Annotated in this window: 12 protein-coding genes; 3 read left to right on the top strand and 9 right to left on the bottom strand. The window is 69.3% G+C overall.

The window, feature by feature from the left end; genetic code table 11:
• Positions 1 to 25 precede the first annotated feature (25 nt).
• The 3 genes from OOK38_RS28055 to OOK38_RS28065 all read right to left on the bottom strand — a co-directional run bounded on the left by OOK38_RS28055 (position 26) and on the right by OOK38_RS28065 (position 5,151).
• Positions 26 to 1,807 carry a nickel-dependent hydrogenase large subunit gene (locus OOK38_RS28055; protein WP_266755961.1) on the bottom strand — a complete coding sequence of 594 codons (1,782 nt, stop codon included), beginning with the start codon at positions 1,805 to 1,807 and terminating at the stop codon, positions 26 to 28.
• 50 nt (positions 1,808 to 1,857) lie between these two features.
• Entirely contained in the window at positions 1,858 to 2,940 is a 1,083-nt protein-coding gene (locus OOK38_RS28060; RefSeq protein ID WP_266755959.1) for a hydrogenase expression protein HypE, read from the bottom strand.
• A 312-nt stretch (positions 2,941 to 3,252) separates the two neighbouring features.
• The gene (locus tag OOK38_RS28065) at positions 3,253 to 5,151 is read right to left on the bottom strand and encodes an FHA domain-containing protein (RefSeq protein WP_266755957.1); all 1,899 of its coding nucleotides are present in this window, start codon (positions 5,149 to 5,151) and stop codon (positions 3,253 to 3,255) included.
• 810 nt (positions 5,152 to 5,961) lie between these two features.
• Between OOK38_RS28065 and OOK38_RS28070 the strand changes: the two genes are divergently transcribed.
• Positions 5,962 to 7,131, top strand: a complete 1,170-nt coding sequence (locus tag OOK38_RS28070) for a glycoside hydrolase family 16 protein (protein WP_266755956.1) — start codon at positions 5,962 to 5,964, stop codon at positions 7,129 to 7,131.
• A 116-nt stretch (positions 7,132 to 7,247) separates the two neighbouring features.
• Here OOK38_RS28070 and OOK38_RS28075 read toward each other — a convergent pair whose 3' ends face one another.
• The 3 genes from OOK38_RS28075 to OOK38_RS28085 all read right to left on the bottom strand — a co-directional run bounded on the left by OOK38_RS28075 (position 7,248) and on the right by OOK38_RS28085 (position 11,031).
• Entirely contained in the window at positions 7,248 to 8,225 is a 978-nt protein-coding gene (locus tag OOK38_RS28075; RefSeq protein ID WP_266755955.1) for a UDP-glucuronic acid decarboxylase family protein, read from the bottom strand.
• Between the two features lie 16 nt (positions 8,226 to 8,241).
• Positions 8,242 to 9,561 (bottom strand): UDP-glucose/GDP-mannose dehydrogenase family protein, encoded by a 1,320-nt coding sequence (locus OOK38_RS28080; RefSeq protein ID WP_266848873.1) that lies wholly within the window; start codon positions 9,559 to 9,561, stop codon positions 8,242 to 8,244.
• 141 nt (positions 9,562 to 9,702) lie between these two features.
• Positions 9,703 to 11,031 carry an ATP-grasp domain-containing protein gene (locus OOK38_RS28085; protein ID WP_266848875.1) on the bottom strand — a complete coding sequence of 443 codons (1,329 nt, stop codon included), beginning with the start codon at positions 11,029 to 11,031 and terminating at the stop codon, positions 9,703 to 9,705.
• Positions 11,032 to 11,105: 74 nt separating this feature from the next.
• On the opposite strand from OOK38_RS28085, the gene OOK38_RS34570 reads away from it, so the two are divergent.
• Both OOK38_RS34570 and OOK38_RS28100 read left to right on the top strand, forming a co-directional pair.
• Complete coding sequence (locus tag OOK38_RS34570; RefSeq protein WP_323178833.1) at positions 11,106 to 13,478, top strand: phosphotransferase; 2,373 nt, start codon at positions 11,106 to 11,108, stop codon at positions 13,476 to 13,478.
• A complete protein-coding gene (locus OOK38_RS28100; protein ID WP_266755949.1) occupies positions 13,475 to 14,293 on the top strand; it encodes a glycoside hydrolase family 16 protein in 819 nt (272 codons plus the stop codon). Before OOK38_RS34570 ends, OOK38_RS28100 begins: the two co-directional genes overlap by 4 nt.
• Before the next feature lie 42 nt (positions 14,294 to 14,335).
• Here the strand turns inward: OOK38_RS28100 and OOK38_RS28105 are convergent, their stop codons facing one another.
• The 3 genes from OOK38_RS28105 to OOK38_RS28115 are packed head-to-tail and all read right to left on the bottom strand — an operon-like array spanning position 14,336 to position 17,525.
• Positions 14,336 to 15,151: a polysaccharide deacetylase family protein gene (locus tag OOK38_RS28105; protein ID WP_266755947.1), complete on the bottom strand. Its 816-nt coding sequence runs from the start codon at positions 15,149 to 15,151 to the stop codon at positions 14,336 to 14,338.
• Positions 15,148 to 16,188: a glycosyltransferase family 2 protein gene (locus OOK38_RS28110; protein ID WP_266755945.1), complete on the bottom strand. Its 1,041-nt coding sequence runs from the start codon at positions 16,186 to 16,188 to the stop codon at positions 15,148 to 15,150. Before OOK38_RS28110 ends, OOK38_RS28105 begins: the two co-directional genes overlap by 4 nt.
• Complete coding sequence (locus OOK38_RS28115; protein ID WP_266755943.1) at positions 16,185 to 17,525, bottom strand: lipopolysaccharide biosynthesis protein; 1,341 nt, start codon at positions 17,523 to 17,525, stop codon at positions 16,185 to 16,187. The genes OOK38_RS28110 and OOK38_RS28115 overlap by 4 nt, the downstream gene beginning before the upstream one ends.
• Between the last annotated feature and the right edge of the window lie 13 nt (positions 17,526 to 17,538).

A 17,538-nucleotide genomic window follows, 5' to 3' on the forward strand; every position in this document is an offset into this window, starting at 1 on the left:
CGGCAAGCCCCTCTCCTGAGGAAGGTCAGACCGCCAGTCCGCTCAGCCCCGTCGGCATGTGCGTCTGCTGGACGGTCCGCCCGCCGCCGACGTACATGTGCACGCCGCACGGCAGACACGGGTCGAAGCTGCGGACGGCCCGCATGATGTCGATGCCCTTGAAGTTCTCGGGCGGGTTCTCCTCGAAGATGGGGGTGTTCTGCACCGCGTCCTCGTACGGACCCGGTGTGCCGTAGCTGTCGCGCACGCTGCCGTTCCAGGGCGTCGGCGGATACGGGTGGTAGTTGGCGATCTTGCCGTCCCTGATCACCATGTGGTGGGACAGCACGCCCCGGACCGCCTCGGTGAAGCCGCAGCCGATCGACTCGTCCGGCACGTCGAACTTCTCCCAGGTCTGGGTGCGTCCGGCGCGCACCTCCTCCATCGCCTGCTCGGCGAAGTGGAGGGCGGCCGCGGCGGCGTAGGCCTGGAAGTAGGTCCGGGCCCGGTTGCGTTCGAGGGCGTTGCTCCACTGCGGGATCTTCCACTCCAGCGCCATCTCCGGCTTGGTCATCGTGCGCGGCAGGTTGATCTGCACGCTGTGCCCGGTGGCCTTGATGTAGCCGATGTCGACGAGTCCGGACAGCGCCGTGGACCACAGCCGGGCGATCGGGCCGCCTCCGGTGTCCAGGGCCAGATGGTCCGTGCCGTCGAACCAGCGCGGCGACATGACCCAGCTGTACTTGTCGTCGAAGTCCCGCTTCTGCGGGGCCGGGATGGTGTGCTGGTTCCACGGGTGCCGTTCGTCGATCGGGTTCCCGAGCGGGTCCTGTTCGACGAACTTCTCCATGCCCGACCAGTCCTCGTAGTACGAGCTGCCGAGCAGGATGCGGATGCCGAGGTTGATGTCGACGAGGCTGTTGGTGACCAGCTTGCCGTCCACGATGACACCCGGGGTGACGAACATCCGCCGGCCCCAGTTCTCCATGTTGGCGTACTGGAAGTCGCAGTACTCCGGGTCGTTCAGCGCGCCCCAGCACCCCAGCAGCACACGGCGCCTGCCGACTTCCTCATACCCGGGCAGTGCCTCGTAGAAGAAGTCGAACAGGTCGTCGTGGAGCGGGACGACCCGCTTCATGAACTCCACGTAGCGGGTGAGCCGGGTCAGGTAGTCGGTGAAGAGCTGGATGGTCGCGACCGTGCCGACACCGCCCGGGTAGAGCGTGGAGGGGTGCACATGGCGGCCCTCCATCAGACAGAACATCTCCCGGGTGTAGCGGCTGACCTGGAGCGCCTCGCGGTAGAACTCGCCCTCCAGCGGGTTGAGCGAGCGCATGATGTCGGCGATGGTGCGGTAGCCGTGGTCGGCCGCGTGCGGGGCCTCGGTGCGCTCGGCGAGTTCGAGTACGCCCGGGTTGGTCTCGCGGACCATCCGCTCGCAGTAGTCCACCCCGACCAGGTTCTCCTGGAAGATGTTGTGGTCGAACATGTACTCCGCGGCCTCACCGAGGTTGATGATCCACTCGCCGAGGTGCGGCGGTGCCACGCCGTACGCCATGTTCTGGGCGTACACCGAGCAGGTGGCGTGGTTGTCACCGCAGATTCCGCAGATCCGGCTGGTGATGAAGTGCGCGTCGCGCGGGTCCTTGCCGCGCATGAACACGCTGTAGCCGCGGAAGACGGACGAGGTGCTGTAGCACTCCGCGACCCGCTTCGCCTTGAAGTCGATCTTGGTGTGGATGCCGAGACTGCCCACGATGCGGGTGATCGGGTCCCACGACATCTCCGTGAGGCCGTCACCGGCCGGCTTGTTCGTCGCCGTCGCCATGGTGCCGCGCCACCTTCCTGTCGAGTGTCCTGCTCAGCGGGTAACCGTGGTCACCACGGGGCCTTGTAGCCGGTCGTGAGCTTCTCGCCCTTGCCGCGCCACTTCGGTTCCTTTTCGACGGTCTTCTCGGTGATGTGCCGCAGTCGCCGTATGACCGAGCCGTAGATGCCGCTCGCCGTCGCGGACACATGGCCGCCCGGCGGCTCGTCCATGAACGGCATGAACTTGTCGGGGAAGCCCGGCATGGTGCAGGCGATGCAGATGCCGCCGACGTTCGGGCAGCCGCCCACTCCGTTGATCCAGCCGCGCTTGGGCACGTTGCACTTGACCACCGGGCCCCAGCAGCCGAGTTTGACCAGGCACTCCGGTGATCCGTACTCGGTGGCGAACTGCCCTTGCTCGTAGTAGCCGGCGCGGTCGCAGCCCTCGTGCACCGTGGCGCCGAACAGCCAGGTCGGCCGCAGCTCCTCGTCCAGCGGGATCATGGGTGCCGCGCCCGCCGCCTGGTACAGCAGGTAGAGCAGGGTTTCGGAGGCGTTGTCCGGGTGCACGGGGCAGCCCGGGATGCAGACGATCGGGATGCCCGCCTTGGACTTCCACTCCCAGCCCAGATAGTCAGGCACTCCCATCGCGCCGGTCGGGTTGCCGGCCATCGCGTGGATACCGCCGTACGTCGCACAGGTGCCGATGGCGACGACGGCGAGCGCCTTGGGGGTGAGCCGGTCGAGCCACTCACTGGTGGTGATCGGCTGACCCGTCTCCGGATCGTCCCCGAAACCGCACCAGTAGCCCTCCGGCTTGACCCGCTCGTTCGGAATGGACCCCTCGACGACCAGTACGAAGGGCTCCAGCTCGCCCCGGTCGGCCTTGAAGAACCACTCGACGAAATTGTCCGCGCCCTGCACGGGCCCGCACTCGAAGTCGATCAGGGGCCAGTGGACCGCCACCTTGGGCAGTCCCGGCAGGGCACCGAGTGCCAGTTCCTCGATGCTCGGCTGGGTCGCGGCGGTCAGCGACACCGAATCCCCGTCGCAGCTCAGCCCCGCGTTGATCCAGAGAATGTGGACGGTCGGATCGTCCTGCGCGTCGTCCTGCGCGACGGGGTCGGCCGTCGTCGCGGTCGGGGCGTCCATGAGCCCTCCTGGGAATCAGCTCATTCCGGTCATCAATGCACAAACAGCCTTTCCTATGGTTACCGACCGGAAGTGTCGGGGGTAAGTGCGAACGGGCCCTATCGTCGGGGCGCACTGTCGTCCCGTGCGTGCATGTGTGAAGCCGGAGTGTCCGAGGTCCGGCATCCGAGGCATCCGAGGTCCGGCATCCGAGATCCCGCATCCGAGGGCCGGTCATCCTCGGTGATCACCGGCTGCTCACCGTGGGTGAGAGCGCGGCGCAGGCGGTGCTTCGCATGCCGGTCCGTCCGCGCGCGGACGGACCGACGCTCCTCAGGGCTGGGCGACCGGATCAAGGCCCTCGACGGCCGCTGCCGCGGCGGCGGAGTCCTGGCCGTAGAAGATGTCGATGTCGACCTCCTCGCCGCCCATGGTGAGTGTGTCCCAGGCGCCGCTGAGCACCAGCATGCGGAGCGTTCCGCCCTCCAGGGTCCCCAGCCGTTCCAGGATCGCCTGGTCGTCCGGCATACCGGGCATGCGCGTCGCCAGCCGGGAGCGGATTCCGCGCAGTCGCTCCAGCAGCGCCGCGGTGTCCGCCTCGCGATCCGGCTCCTCGGAGATTCCTTCGATGCCGTGGGCGATGATGTCCTTGATGGCCCATGTGGCGCCCTGGTCGTCGGTGGTCACCATCGCCTTCCAGGCGCGGCTCTTGTGGCGGTACTGGAGCATCGACATGGCGGCCTCGTGGCGCAGGAAGTCCGCGTCCCGGAAGGGCTTGCCCTTCCACGCTCCGTTGAGGGACCGCGCGAGCGAGATCGCGGAGGACAGGCCGCTGTTGAGCCCCCGCCCCGGCCAGAAGTGGATGGCGTTGGCCGCGTCGCCCAGCAAGAAGCCGTACGTGCCGGTCGAGTTGGCCGTGGGCGGCAGCAACTCGGCGGTGAAGCGCGGGCGTTGCACCATGTCCAGGCGGAATGAGGTGACCGCACTCAGTTCGTCCGGTTCGACGCCGAACAGGCGCAGCCCTTCGCCCACCCGCTTCCACAGGGCCGAGCCCCTGATGAGGGCCGGCAGGAACAGGGTGCTGTGCGTCGAACACTGGAAGTCGCCGTGCTCGTCGCGCCCCATCAGGCAGGGGCGGGAGGCGATGCACTCCTCGAAGACGCGGCGGACCGGATCGATACCGACGACCTCGGCCGCCTCCGCGTCCGTCAGACGCATGTTGAGGAAGCCCTCGCCACGCAAGGAGTTCAGCAGGAACCGGTTCTGCCCCACGGTCAGCAGCACCGCCATGGGGTCGGGCAGGGCCGATTTCACGCGCAGGCCGAGGATCACGTCCTGGAGATGGCGGTTCTTCAGCGAGTAGATGGACGCGTCCGCCGTGCCGAACTTGGCGGCGAAGTGCTCGCGGGTGCGCGACCGCCCGCCGTCGCAGATCGCCAGTACGTGCTGGTCGGCCAGGGCGTCCGGCTGCTCATCGACGCTGAACCGGGCGGGGACGAGCCGGATTCGGCTCGGCTTCTCGTTCGCCACCTCCAGAAGCCGGTCCTCGATGTAGGCGATGCGCATGTTGCGCGGGTGGTGATCGCCGATCGAGTCGGGGCCGGCGGGCCACATCTCGGTGTAGTTGTCCGGGGCGAAGAGCCGGGCCTGTACCTCCTCGGGCAGGCTGAGGTACTGGCGACTCTGTACGGTCACCACCTGCTGGCGCCGCACATTGCCCTGACTCGCGTCCTTCCAGACGATTCTGCGGCCCTGCTTGCGCCACCGGCCGTCGTAGACGGTGATGTTCACCTGGGCGCCGAGGAAGTGCTCCAGCAGCAGGGCGAGTGACAGGCCGACAGGGCCCCCGCCCGCGATGGTGACCCGCAGCACCGGCCCGTGCTCGACCTCCTCGTCGGGATGGGTCAGGGACCTGGGCAAGGAGAGCGCCATGATCGTCTCCATGGCGTCCGGAACCTCGAAGCGGAACCCCTCGTCGCCGATGGTGATGTCGTCCCCGGGCTTGAGGAGCCGGGAGTCGATCTCCTCACCGTTGACCAGCGTTCCGTTGCTGCTCCCACAGTCGCGCAGCACGTAGCCCTGGGTGTCGTCGAGGACGATCTCCGCGTGGAAGCGCGAAACGCTCAAGCTGGAGATGACGACGCTGTTCTCGGGATTGCGCCCGAAGGTGACCCGGGTGCCGATCACCGGTATGCGCTCTCCGACCAGCAGTCCTTCGCGTCCAACGAGCACCGGCGCCACGGTACTTCCTTTCGAGGATGACGACATCGCTGCCGCCGCGGTGCCACTGGGACGCACGGTTCCACGGGCGTGACCGGGGGCGTGAAGGGGAGGGCGGAGTGGCACTCACTCGACGTAGGTGATCGGCGACTGGTTCAGTTCTGACGACAACGCGACATTGCTCGACCGGTGCAGGTGATGCATCATCCCCGATTTCGAAGCCGTCCGGGAGAGGCCCTCCGGCGACGCCGGAGCCGACCGCTGCCCGAGACGCCGGTGCGGGGGTCGGCCTGCCGTCCGCCGGCCCCACGCGTCATTCCTCGATCTTGAGTGGTGGGCCCGGGCCGAACGTCGTCGATCGCCGCAGCCGTCCTCGCTCCGGATCGGCGACTCCGAGAGAGCTCACTGAACGTCAGATCCGCCAGAGTCACGCAATTCGGTATGTATGCCCGAATTTGTCCCTCGGCGTGTCGGACGTCACTGGGTCCGGCTCGACGTGGCCAACTCGGTTGCGCGACATGAATTTCCAAGGGTCATAGGCGCGCTCCGGCGTTGAACAGGCACTTGCGGATCGAGTTCGCCTCGCGCAGAGTCCATCACCGTTCAGTCCGCCATTGCTCAGCCTTTGAGCGTGGCTCAACTGTCGCCTGGGGGGCGAAAGGTCACGCGTACATGCCAATGAATCGCACAATTGATATTCAGCGACACCGCCGTCCTCGCGCCACGCGGACAAAACTGGGTGCGCTTGCGCTAGCCACTGCCGCAATCGCCGGAGGCGTCCTTACGCAAACGAACCAGGCGGAAGCCGCCACCTCCGGCGTCGTGGTCGATTCCCTGGCGGTGTCAGCGGCTCCGAACGGGCAGCTCAAAGCCACCGCCAAGGTCCACAGCACCAGAACGATCAAACCGCAGGCGCTGGCTGTCGTCGTGCGATCCGCAAACGGTGGTCACTATGACTTTCCCGGAGCCACCGCGACCACCCTTGGACCCAAGCCCACCACATACACGTCGGGCTCCCGCGCATTCCCAGCGGGCACCTATACCTATTACGTCGCATACGAGCTTCACGACCGCTGGCGCAGTCTCTCTCCGGTGAAATCCTTCACCACCGGTACCGACGCCACCACGGCGCCGACGGGGACACCGGCGCCGACGGGGACACCGGCGCCCACGGGAACACCGACGTCGACGGCAACGCCGACGCCGACTGCTTCAACTCCCTCGGGCACCCCCACGCAAACCGCAACCCCCACGCCGACACCGACGGCCGGCGCAACGTCCCCTGCTCCGCCCGCGACCGCCGCTGCGCCCGTCGGCATTCCCGGCACATGGCGCCCGGTGTTCGGTGACGAATTCAACGGCACCGGTCTTGACAGTTCCAAGTGGAACGCGAACTGGTTCGGCTGTTCCGGGTGTGTGACCAAACCGCCGAACTCCGCTGAGGGGTCCGCCTATTCCCCGTCGCAGGTCACTGTCGGCGACGGATCCCTCCACCTCAAGCTGATCCAGCAGCCGACCACCGTCGGCGGAAAGACGTATCCCAACGTCTCCGGCCTGGTGACCAGCAACGGAAAGGCCCAGTTCACCTACGGCGCTTTCGAGGCCCGCATCTACACGCCCTCGTCCGGGACGAAGATGGCCAACTGGCCCTCCTTCTGGTTGGACGGGCAGAACTGGCCGACGGATGGCGAGCTGGACGTCCTGGAAGGCCTGGGCGGCTCCGCCTGTTATCACTTCCATTCCACGGCAGGCGGTCCGGGAGGCTGTGCTTCCGGCACCTACTCCGGCGGCTGGCATACGTTCGGCGCCGAATGGAAGCAGGGCTCCGTCACGTACTACTACGACGGAAAGCAGGTCGGTCAGATCACCTCCGGGATCACGTCCGCCCCGATGTATCTGATCCTCAACAACGCCATCAACCCCAGTCACAGCGGAACCAATGTGGTTCCCGCCGACATGATGGTCGACTACGTGAGGGCCTGGCAGCACTGACCCCACCGACGCGCCCGGGCGCCGGCCGCCTCACGCGGTCGGCGCCCGGTGGGCCGTCGGCCCCGAACCGACGATCTCCAAGCGGCAGTGTGCTGTTCGAGGCGAGTCGTCCTACGTCATGACGGCCCGGCCACGGCGGCCTGCTCAGGCGCTCGCACGATGGTCTGTGCCTCCGCCGCGAACCAGTCGACAGTGCGTCGCAGCCCCTCTTCCAGAGGCACCCGCGGCTGCCAGCCGAGCCCCTCGCAAGCCCGGGTTATGACAGGACGTCGGCGGACAGGGTCGTCGACAGGCAGCGGAAGATGGCGCAACTCGCTGCTGGACCCGGTGATCCCCATCACCAGCTCCGCCAGTTCCCGCACCGTGCGCTCCTCCGGATTGCCGAGATTGAACGGGCCCGGCTCGGCGGAGTCGAGCATGGCCACCAGGCCACGGACCAGGTCGTCGACGTAGCAGAAGCTCCGCGTCTGGGTACCGTCGCCGAATATCGTCAGCGGCTCCTCCTGGAGTGCCTGCCAGATGAAGCTGGAGATCACGCGGCCGTCATGCGGACGCATGTGAGGGCCGTAGGTATTGAAGATCCGGACGATCCCGACATCGACCCCCTGGCTGCGCCGGTACGCCATGGAGAGAGCCTCGGCGAATCGCTTGGCCTCGTCATAGACGCTGCGAGGGCCTATGGGATTGACGTGCCCCCAGTAGTCCTCGTCCTGCGGATGCACCGCGGGATCCCCGTAGACCTCGCTGGTGGATGCCAGGACGAAGCGTGCCGCGTGGCTCTCGGCCAGCCGCAGCATGTTCTCCGTGCCCCGGCTGCCGACCGCCAGAGTCTCGAGCGGATGGTGATGGTAGTCGGCGGGGGACGCTGGAGACGCGAGGTGCACGACGGCATCGACCGTCCCGGAGACGCGGAACCGCTCCGTCACGTCGCACGGGGCGCAGTGGAAGCCCGGCCGGCGCAGCAGACGGGCGATGTTGGCCTTTCGGCCCGAGGAGAAGTTGTCCAGGCAGCAGACGCTGTCACCCCTGCGGAGCAGTTCCTCGCACAGGTGCGACCCCAGAAAGCCGCTGCCACCGGACACCACCACACGCATGAGATCCTCCTGCCTCTCAGTCGAGCCGCGGACGGCCCGGAGCGCTCAGCCGCCAGCCCGCCGAGTGCCAGGCCTCGGCGTCAAGGGTGTTGCGGGCGTCGACCATGGCCGGGCTGCGCACCACCGTGGCGAGGGCGGCGGGGTCGAGTTCCTGGTACTGGGGCCACTCGGTGAGGTGCAGGACGACATCGGCCTGCTCGCACGCCTTGGTCACGTCCAGGGCGTACTGCAGGTCGGGGTACGCGGCGCGGGCGTTGTCGACCGCTTCCGGGTCGTGCACCCGGACCCGGGCTCCGCGTCGGCGTATCGCCTCCGCGACCGCGAGTGCCGGGGAATCCCGTACATCGTCGCTGCCGGGCTTGAAGGCGGCCCCCAGAACCGCCACGTCGCGGTCCTCGAAGCTCCCGCGGACGAACCGCTCGGCGAGGTCGACGGTACGCCGGCGCTGCCGTGTGTTGATCTCGTCGACCTGGCGGAGGAACGCCACCGAGTCACCTCGGCCGATCTCCTCCGCCCGCGCGGCGAAAGCCCGGATGTCCTTGGGCAGGCAGCTGCCGCCGAAGCCGAGGCCGGGGGCCAGGAAACTGGGGCCGATTCGGGAGTCGGTGCCCATCGCCCCGGCGAGAGTGAGCACGTCGGCGCCCATGACGTCACAGATCTCGGCCATGGCGTTGATGAAGGAGATCTTGGTGGCGAGAAAGGAGTTCGATGCCACCTTCACGAGTTCGGCGGTGACGGTGTCGGTGGCGATGAAGGGCGCGCCGGCCGCCATGAGGGGCGCGTAGACCGCGCGCAGCCGCGCCTCGGCCTGCTCCGAGCGGACGCCGGCCACGATGCGTTCCGGCCGCAGGGTGTCCTGGACAGCGGATCCCTCGCGCAGGAACTCGGGGTTCCAGGCGATGTCGGCGCCGGTCCCGAGCAGCCGTGCGGCCAGCCGGTCCGCCGTACCGACCGGCACGGTGGACTTGCCGACGACCAGGGCCCCGTCGGGGCCCGCACCGCGCAGAGCGGGTGCCAGCCCGTCCACCACGGCGTCGACATGGCGCAGATCGGCGGCGCCCGTGTCGGGCCGCTGCGGGGTGCCGACGCAGACGAAGTGCGTATCGGCGAACAGGGCGGCCTCGTCCAGCGACGTGGTGAAGCGCAGCAGGCCCGCTGCCACCGTCCGCTGAAGCATCCCGGACAGGCCGGGCTCATGGAACGGGGGATGACCGGCGGCGAGCGCCGTGACCCGCTCCTCGTCGACGTCGACGCCGAGGACCTCATGGCCGATCTCCGCCATACAGGCGGCGTGGACTGCTCCGACATACCCGGTGCCGATGACGGTGAGACGCATGTCATCCTCCACAAAGACCGTATATTTACGACGTATACGTACATAGTCACCCCAGGATGCGCTGAGGTCAACGTGGGTCGTGGAGAGGTCCATGAACCCGGCGGTCTCACGGCCCGGTTACGGACGGAAACAAGCCGTCGGTCATGACGTCGGCGGGGTGCCGGTGGATCCTTCGGTCAACGGCACCCGGCCGGGCCGGAGTGCCGGCCTCAGCAGGCGCCATGTCACCAGCGCTGCGAACCGGACCGCCTCGGCCGCGGCCGGCAGGGGATCGTCCCGGCAGAGCCAGGCCCGCTCGGTGGGCGGCTCGCTCAGGAGGTCGGGTGGCAGTCGGCGCTCTTGGTGCAGCCATGCCACCGCCGACGCGAAGTCCAACTGGCCGGCGACGAAGACCCGCCCCTCGGCCTGAGCGCCGTCCGGCACGGGCCGGCCGGTCAGGTCGAGATGCATGGCGCGGACGACATCGACTCCGTGGACATCCTCGAAGAGGCGGAACTGGGCGCCGGCCCGCGGGTTGAAGTCGACGAGCTTGTACTGCCCGTCCCGGCGGTCGTAGCGCCAGTCGAGGTCCGCCAGTCCGCTGTAACCGATGAGGCGGCACAGCCGCTCCGCCAGTCGGGCCAGTTCGGGGTTGCGCAGTGCCACCGCCCGGGCGGTCATACCCGCGTACGGAGGCCAGGAGCGGAGTTTCAGGCCGGTGAACAGGACGCGCGGAACGCCGCCCGTGCCGCAGTAGAGGTGGGTGATCCAGTCCTCCGCCTGCTGTCTGGGGATGTACTCCTGCACGAGGACGGGCGGCGGAGCGGCCTGGGGGAAGCGGTCGAGCAGCGCCCGTTCGTGGGGCACCACGATGGTGGTGCCGCTGACGGCCGGGGTCCGGAGCCGGCTGAACGCCGCCAGGTTCTTGAGCGCCAGCGGATAGCCGAGCTCCCGGCCCGCCTCGACCAGTTCGTCACGGCTCTCCGGCGCCCGTGACCGCGGCGAGGGCACTCCGGCCTCGGCACAGATCCGGTGCAGACTCGCCTTGCAGGCCAGCAGGCGTGGCAGGTGGGCCGGCACGGCCGGAATCAGGAAGCACTCCTTCAGCCGGTGGGCGTACTCCGCGAGCAGGATCGCCGCCTCGTCGTCGGTCGGCACCGCCACACACCGGGCACCGATCGTCCGGCCGAGGGACAGCAGGCCGTCCGCGAGCCGCTCCGGTTCCTCGCGACCGGTCGTCGGCCACACGATGCTGCTTGTCAGGTGGCGTGAGAGAGCGACCGGAGTGAAGCGGTCCTCGACAACGGCGTGGACCGGGACGCCCAGCCTCCCGACCGTGCGCACCACGCCCAGGCTGCCGTGGTGCAGCGGGTAGTTGCCGATTCTGACGAGGAGAACGGGCACCCCGGTGTCCAGCACGGAGACCCACTCCTCTCCGGGAAGGATCTCCCGAAAGGTATTAATATGGGCGAAGATTAAAGATCTGCTCAATAGTCATGGATCGCCCGTATCCATTATCCCCGGCAAGCGTGGGTCGTGCCGCTGGCGGCCCGGCGAGGTCAGGTATGAAGACACCCGCCAAGATGTCCTCGCTCTCCGGTTTGCTGCCCCTGTACTTCCCACGGGCGCTGGCCGGCCTGGACGACCGCCTCCGGGCCCACTGGCTCGTACGCGGCGCCGCTCCCGGTGACATCACCGTGGTGCGGCGCCGGTCCCTGCCCGAGGCGGGCCTGCTGATGTTCGAGCTGCGACGCGGCGCGGGAAGCCTGGTGGTCAAACACCCCCGTAACGAGGCCGGGGCCGCCGTCACGGCTCGGGAGCGGGAAGTCCTGCAGGAGCTCGACGCCGACAGCCGGCTCGCCCCCTGGCGCCCTCTCCTGCCTCGAGCCATCGGCTCTCCCGGGCCCGCGGGGACCCTTGCCCAGAACACGCTCCCGGGCGTCCCGGCGGAGCGACTCATCCTGGACACCCCTGACGACCCGTACGCCGTCGTGGCCCCCGCCATGCGACTGCTGGCGGATCTGTGGGCCGCCACCGGGCGCCGCCGTCCGGCAGCCGACCGGGCCCCGGTCTGGTGCGAGTCGCAGCTGACGGCTCTCTCCGCCGGAATGCCCCGATACAGGTCCGGCCGGCGAGCGGCCGACTTCGAGGCCCTGCGCCACCGGCTGGACGCGGCCCTGGCCGGTGCCGTGCTGACCGAGGGCTGGACCCATGGCGACTACCACCCCGGCAACGTGCTGCTCGGCGGTGTCCCCCTCCGGGTCACCGGTGTCTTCGACTGGAGCAGCGGCCGCGCCGACGGGCCGTGCGAGATCGACGCCTACTCCTTCGTACTGGCTCTGCGCAGCACCCTCACCGGCCGCCCGCTGGGTGGCCTGGTCGCCGAGACCTTGCGCGCCGGCCGGATACCGGACGCCGACCGCGCCCTGCTCGCGCTGGCCGGGTTGGACCCGGACCGCGATGTCGCCGATCCGGTCGCCATTCCGCTGCTGAGCTGGCTGTGGCATGTGGCGAACAACGTCCGTAAATCTCCGAGGTTCGGCCGCAGCTACGGATGGCTCACCCACACGGTCGCGCCCGTGCTCGACGAATGCGCCCGTTGGGCGGGCGCGCGGTCGTTACCGCCTCGGCGCCACGCGACATCAAAGGGAATGACCATGCCCGCGAACACCGGCTTCAGCGCCCGGCACAGAGGGGCCGGGAAAGGGGGCACCCATGCCTCCCCGCAGCGGCTGCCCACTGTCGTCATCGGGGCGGGCCCCTACGGACTCGCCACGGCCGCCTGGCTGAGCGCGTCAGGAACACCACGGCGGGTGTTCGGGGAACCCATGGAGTGCTGGCACACCAACATGCCCGCAGGCATGTATCTGAAGTCTGTCCCCGCCGCCTCCTCCCTCTCCGCGCCGGAGGCCGGATACCGCCTGGAGGACTTCCGTACCGCGCGGGGACTCGGACCCGTCGGCGACCGGTACCCGATCCCCGTCGAGGAGATGATCGCCTACGGGCGGTGGTTCCAGGAGCGCCGCGTGCCGGAACTGGAGCGCCAGAAGGTCCGTACCGTCGAGCATGAGGACGGGCTGTTCGCCGTCACCCTGGATTCCGGGGAGGAGTTCCTCGCCGAGAACGTGGTGATGGCCACCGGACTGGTCCCGTTCGCCCACGAGCCTGCCGAACTGACCGGCCCCCTCACCCGGGAACTGGTCTCCCACACCAGTCAGCACCGTGATCTGCCGCGGTTCTCGGGGCAGCGGGTCGCCGTCCTCGGCGGCGGGCAGTCGGCCCTGGAGAGTGCCGCGCTGCTGCACGAGGCCGGGGCCTTTCCCACCGTGATCGTCCGCGCGGCGTCCGTCGCGTTCGGCAGCCCGCCCGACACCGACCGGCCGTCGGGCCGGCCGCGTCCGGTACGGATCGTCAAGCCGGGTTCGCCGCTCGGACCGGGCTGGTCGCTGCTGGCGTGCACCCACGGCGCCGGCGCCTTTCGCCATCTGCCGGAGGGGCTGCGGACGCGGCTGCTGCACGACGTCCTCGGACCGTCCGGCGGCTGGTGGCTGCGGCCACGCATGGACGACATCCCCGTGCTGTGCGGCCGTACGGTCCGCTCCTCGGGGGCCGAGGACGGCACGGTGCGTCTCGAGGTCATGGACGCCGACGCGCGCGTCGAGGTGCTGCCGGCCGACCATCTGCTGCTTGCCACGGGGTACCGGGTGGACGTCGACCGGCTCCGGCTGCTGGCACCCGAACTCCGTCGGCAGGTATGGACGTTCCACGGCGCACCGCGGCTGTCGTCCGGGTTCGAGTCCTCCGTGCCCGGCCTGTACTTCACCGGACTGGCCGCCGCTCCCACCTTCGGTCCCGTGCTGCGGTTCGTCGCCGGCACCGGATTCGCCGCGCGCCGGGTGGCCGGCTCCGTGGCGGCCGGGACCCGCACCCGCCCATGACGTCACGGGGCGTGGTGCTCAGTGTGCTCATGCTGTTGCTCGTGGCCTGCGGCGCCTGCGCTCCCACGCCCGGAACCGCGGAGTCCGGGCCCCCGGTGCCCGGCGACTGGCGACGGGTCTTCCACGACGAGTTCGGCGGCTCACGTCTCGACAAGGCCCGGTGGGCCACGTGTTACGACTGGAACGACCGCGGTTGCACCATCAGCAGCAACAACGAACTGGAGTGGTACCAGCCCGGTCAGGTCACCGTGAGCGGGGGGAAACTGACCCTCACCGCCCAGCGCCAGGCCACCAGCGGCAGCGACGGAAAGCTCTACCCCTGGGTGTCCGGCATGATCTCCACCGGCCGGGACAACTGGTACGCCGAGCCACGGGAGACCTTCACCTACGGCTACTTCGAGGCGGCGATCCGGATCCCGGAACAGGGCGGGATGGCACCGGAGTTCTGGATGATGCCCGCGAGCCGCTACACCCCGCCCGAGATCGACATCATGGAGTTCCTCGGCACCACGCGCACGCAGTCGATGTTCGTGCACTGGCGGAACGCCGAGGGCGCCAAGAGGAAGCAACGGGGGACCTTCACCGCGGCCGGTTTTCCCGATGGCTACCACGTCTTCGCGGTGCTCTGGGAGAAGGACAGACTCGTCTGGTACGTGGACGGGGTCGAACGGTTCCGGGTGACCGCCCCCGAGCGCATTCCCCACGTGCCCATGGAGGTCATCCTCAACCTGGCCGTCGGCCTCCCCTACACACCGCCCTCGGGCACCGACTCGGCGCGCATGCTCGTGGACTGGGTCCGGGTCTGGCAGCGGTGACGCGCTGTCAGCGGGCCGCGCCCCTGCGGTGTACGGCGGCGGTCAGGCGGGTATCGCCCGGTACGGCCGCCCGGCCACCGCTCTCGCCCGCCGGTACGCCCGCCAGCCCCTGGTCCGCAGTCCCTCGGCGAACGGTGCCACGGGCGCCCCCTCACCGCTGGTCCAGAGCGCGAAGTGGTCCCGGCCGGTGTCGGCCCGGACCATGAGCCGGGCGAACCGCAGGGGGTCGTCCCGCTCCGAACTGAAGGCCGAGGCCGCCCGGATGGCGGCGGCCGAGGTCCAGCCGGCCTCCCGAACCAGCGCGCGAACGGTGCGGCTGGAATAGCCGTGCGGGTAGGCGAAGGACTCGACACGGTGACCGAGCGCGTCCTCGATCCGCCGCTTGCAGCCGGTCACCTCCTCCCGCACCGCCGTCCGGGGCAACGTGTCGAGTTGAGGATGGGTCACGGTGTGTCCGCCGATCTCGATTCCGGCCGCGTCCAGCTCCCTGACCTGGGCCCAGTTGAGCGTCGCCACGGACGGGAACGGTCCGCCGCCCGACGGCCGGTCGGCGGCGCTCAGGGCGCCCGTGGTCACGTACAGGGTCGAGGGAAGTCCCCGTGCGGCGAGCAGCGGAGCCACCGTGGAGGCGAAGTCCGCGTATCCGTCGTCGAAGGTCAGCACCGCGGACCGCGGTGGCAGAGGAGGACCGCCGAGCAGTGCCGCGACCAGCCGCCGCAACGGGACCACGTGCAGCCCGCTGTCGGCGATCATGTCCAGATGCTCCACGAACGTGCGGGGACTCACCGTGAATGGCGCCAGCCACGGCGGTGAGTCGTCCGACACCCCGTGATACAGGAAGACGGGTATGCCGCTCATGGCCCGGCCGTCGTCGTCGGCTCCGCCGCTGATGACCGGGCGATCGTGGTCGGCTCAGCTGTTCCTTGCGGACGCCGGGAGAACACACGGATACCCAACGGCCGGATCGATCCGACGAGGTAACCGGTGACGGTCGCGCCGACACCCCCGGAGAGCGCTCCGATCGTGCGCAGCGCGCCGGGGCGCCGGATCCGGGTCAGATTGCGGGCGAGGGCCCTCGGGATGACCGACCGCACGTACACGCGCTCGTTGGACAGCGCCGGTCCGCTGCCGCAGCGCCGTGCCACCAGCGCCTTGGACAGTCCCTCGATGTAGCAGCGGTTGCGGAAGTACGCCCAGCTCGTGCGGGATTCGGGGACCCGGTGTCGTATCTCGGCCTTGGGCTCGTACAGCAGGACGGCCTCCGGGTCGCGGGCGGCGAGCCGCAGACACAGGTCGGTCTCGTCGCAACTCGCCGCCGGACGGCTGCCCACGCGTCCCAGGGCGTCGAGAAAGCCGCCGACGGCGATCAGTTCGCTTCGGCGGAAGGACATGTTGGCGCCGATGAAGTTGCGGACGCGGGCGGCCTTCAGGGGCTGTCCCCGGTAGGAGCAGCCCACCACCCAGTCGAATTCCGGAGGGAACCACACAGGGCGCTCGGTGACCCACCACGGCCGCACGAAACCGCCGACACCCTTGACGCGGGGGTCGCCGTACGGCGCCAGCAGACGGCCCGTCCATCCCGGTTCCGCGGTGGCGTCGTCGTCGAGGAAGGCCACCACGTCGGCGTGTGAGACCGCCACTCCGGTGTTGCGGCCGCCGGACAGACCACGCCGCCTCTGGTTGGGCACCACGCGGACGCCGGACAGCTCCCGCTCGGCCCGCTCAAGGAGGACCTGGTTGTGGTCGACCACCAGCACGACCTCGTCGGCCGGCGGGTCCTGGACCAGCACGGATCCGATCGCGGCCCGCAGGTCCTCCCAGCGGTCGAGGGTGTAGGCGCAGATGACGACCGACAGGGTGGGGACGGTGCGTTCGGTGGAGAGTGCGCTGTTCATGATGACCCTTCAGCGACGGGGACGAGCCAGCGGGACCAGGAAAGAAGCAGGAAGACGGCGATCACGCATTGGGTGGCGAGCCAGGCGATGCCCGCGCCCACGACGCCGAACTCCGTCAGCAGCAGCGGGGTGAGCCCGAGCACCAGGACGCACATCGCCGCCTGCAGCGCCACCGCCCAGCGCAGGCGCCGCCGCGCCCGGGCCACGTCGATGGCCACGCTCAACAGCAGGTTCGGCAATGCGGACAGGGCCAGCAGTCGCAGCAGCGTGGTTCCCTCGGCCGCGTACGCGGCACCGAAGAGCGACAGGATCTGCGGGGCCGCGGCGACCAGGACGACCGTGACGCCGCCCAGCAGCAGACCCGAGTGGCGCAGGACGCGCAGGGACTGCTCCACGAGTCGTTCGGGCCCGCGCACGGACTCCGCGAGCAGCGACGTTCCCATGTTGCGGGCGAGTAGATAGGGCACATAGGCGAGGCTCCAGGCCACCGCGAAGTAGGCGCTTTGTTCAGCGCCGAGCTTGTTCAGCACGATCAGCGGGACCAGGGTGTACGCGGCTACCCGGAACAGGGAGCCGAACCAGTCGGCTGCGGCGTAGCCGAGCATGCGGGGCGGAGGTGGCGCGGTCTTCGTTTCCCGCTCGTGCCGGGGAATGCCTTTGCCCATCAGGACGGAGTTGGCCACGATCAGCGAGACCACGAGAGCTCCCGCCCACGACAGCAGTATCCCGGAGAAGAGGCCCAGGACGGCGCCCAGAGCGAGCAGCAGAATTTTCGCGAGGGCGAATATCAGGTTCTCGCCCACGACCCAGCCCGGCATGCGGACCGCGGTGAGCGCGCCGTCCTGCAGAACGAAGACGGCGTAACCCGCGGTCGCCACCACGAAGCAGATCGCGGTGACCGGTGTCAGCAGGAAACTGAGCCTCGGCGCGACCACCGGCACCATCGCGAGGAACGCCACGGCCACCACCACGCTGAAGGACATGCTCGCCGCGTAGCAGGTGAGGACGAGTCGGCGGCTGCGGCGGCCGGCGGTCGGCACGAACCGCACCAGGAAGTCGTTCAGGTTGAGCTGCCCGATGCCCGTGAGCAGGAGGGACGCGGCGAGTGCCGAGGAGCTCAGGCCCACGGTCCGCTCGTCGTACCAGTGCGTCGCGAAGATCCAGAAGAAGAAGCCGAGGCCTGCGTTGACGAGGGAACTGACCGCGAGGACGTGGCCCGTGCGCAGTACGCGCTCCCGCGGGAGCGCGGCGGCGATACCGGCGCGCAGCATGCCCAGGGGGCGTCGTCGGATACCGGCGCTCCTCGTAGCTGAGTCGGTCACCGGACTGGTGTCCACGCCGTTCACCTCG

It is taken from the genome of Streptomyces sp. NBC_00568 (assembly GCF_026341855.1).
GTDB lineage: Bacteria > Actinomycetota > Actinomycetes > Streptomycetales > Streptomycetaceae > Streptomyces.

Bases quoted from the DNA above. Each gene is read 5' to 3' on its own strand.
- OOK38_RS28080 (WP_266848873.1), bottom strand. From the start codon at position 9,561: ATGCGTCTCACCGTCATCGGCACCGGGTATGTCGGAGCAGTCCACGCC.
- OOK38_RS28105 (WP_266755947.1), bottom strand. From the start codon at position 15,151: ATGAGCGGCATACCCGTCTTCCTGTATCACGGGGTGTCGGACGACTCA.
- OOK38_RS28060 (WP_266755959.1), bottom strand. From the start codon at position 2,940: ATGGACGCCCCGACCGCGACGACGGCCGACCCCGTCGCGCAGGACGAC.
- OOK38_RS28110 (WP_266755945.1), bottom strand. From the start codon at position 16,188: ATGAACAGCGCACTCTCCACCGAACGCACCGTCCCCACCCTGTCGGTC.
- OOK38_RS28055 (WP_266755961.1), bottom strand. From the start codon at position 1,807: ATGGCGACGGCGACGAACAAGCCGGCCGGTGACGGCCTCACGGAGATG.
- OOK38_RS34570 (WP_323178833.1), top strand. From the start codon at position 11,106: ATGAAGACACCCGCCAAGATGTCCTCGCTCTCCGGTTTGCTGCCCCTG.
- OOK38_RS28075 (WP_266755955.1), bottom strand. From the start codon at position 8,225: ATGCGTGTGGTGGTGTCCGGTGGCAGCGGCTTTCTGGGGTCGCACCTG.
- OOK38_RS28100 (WP_266755949.1), top strand. From the start codon at position 13,475: ATGACGTCACGGGGCGTGGTGCTCAGTGTGCTCATGCTGTTGCTCGTG.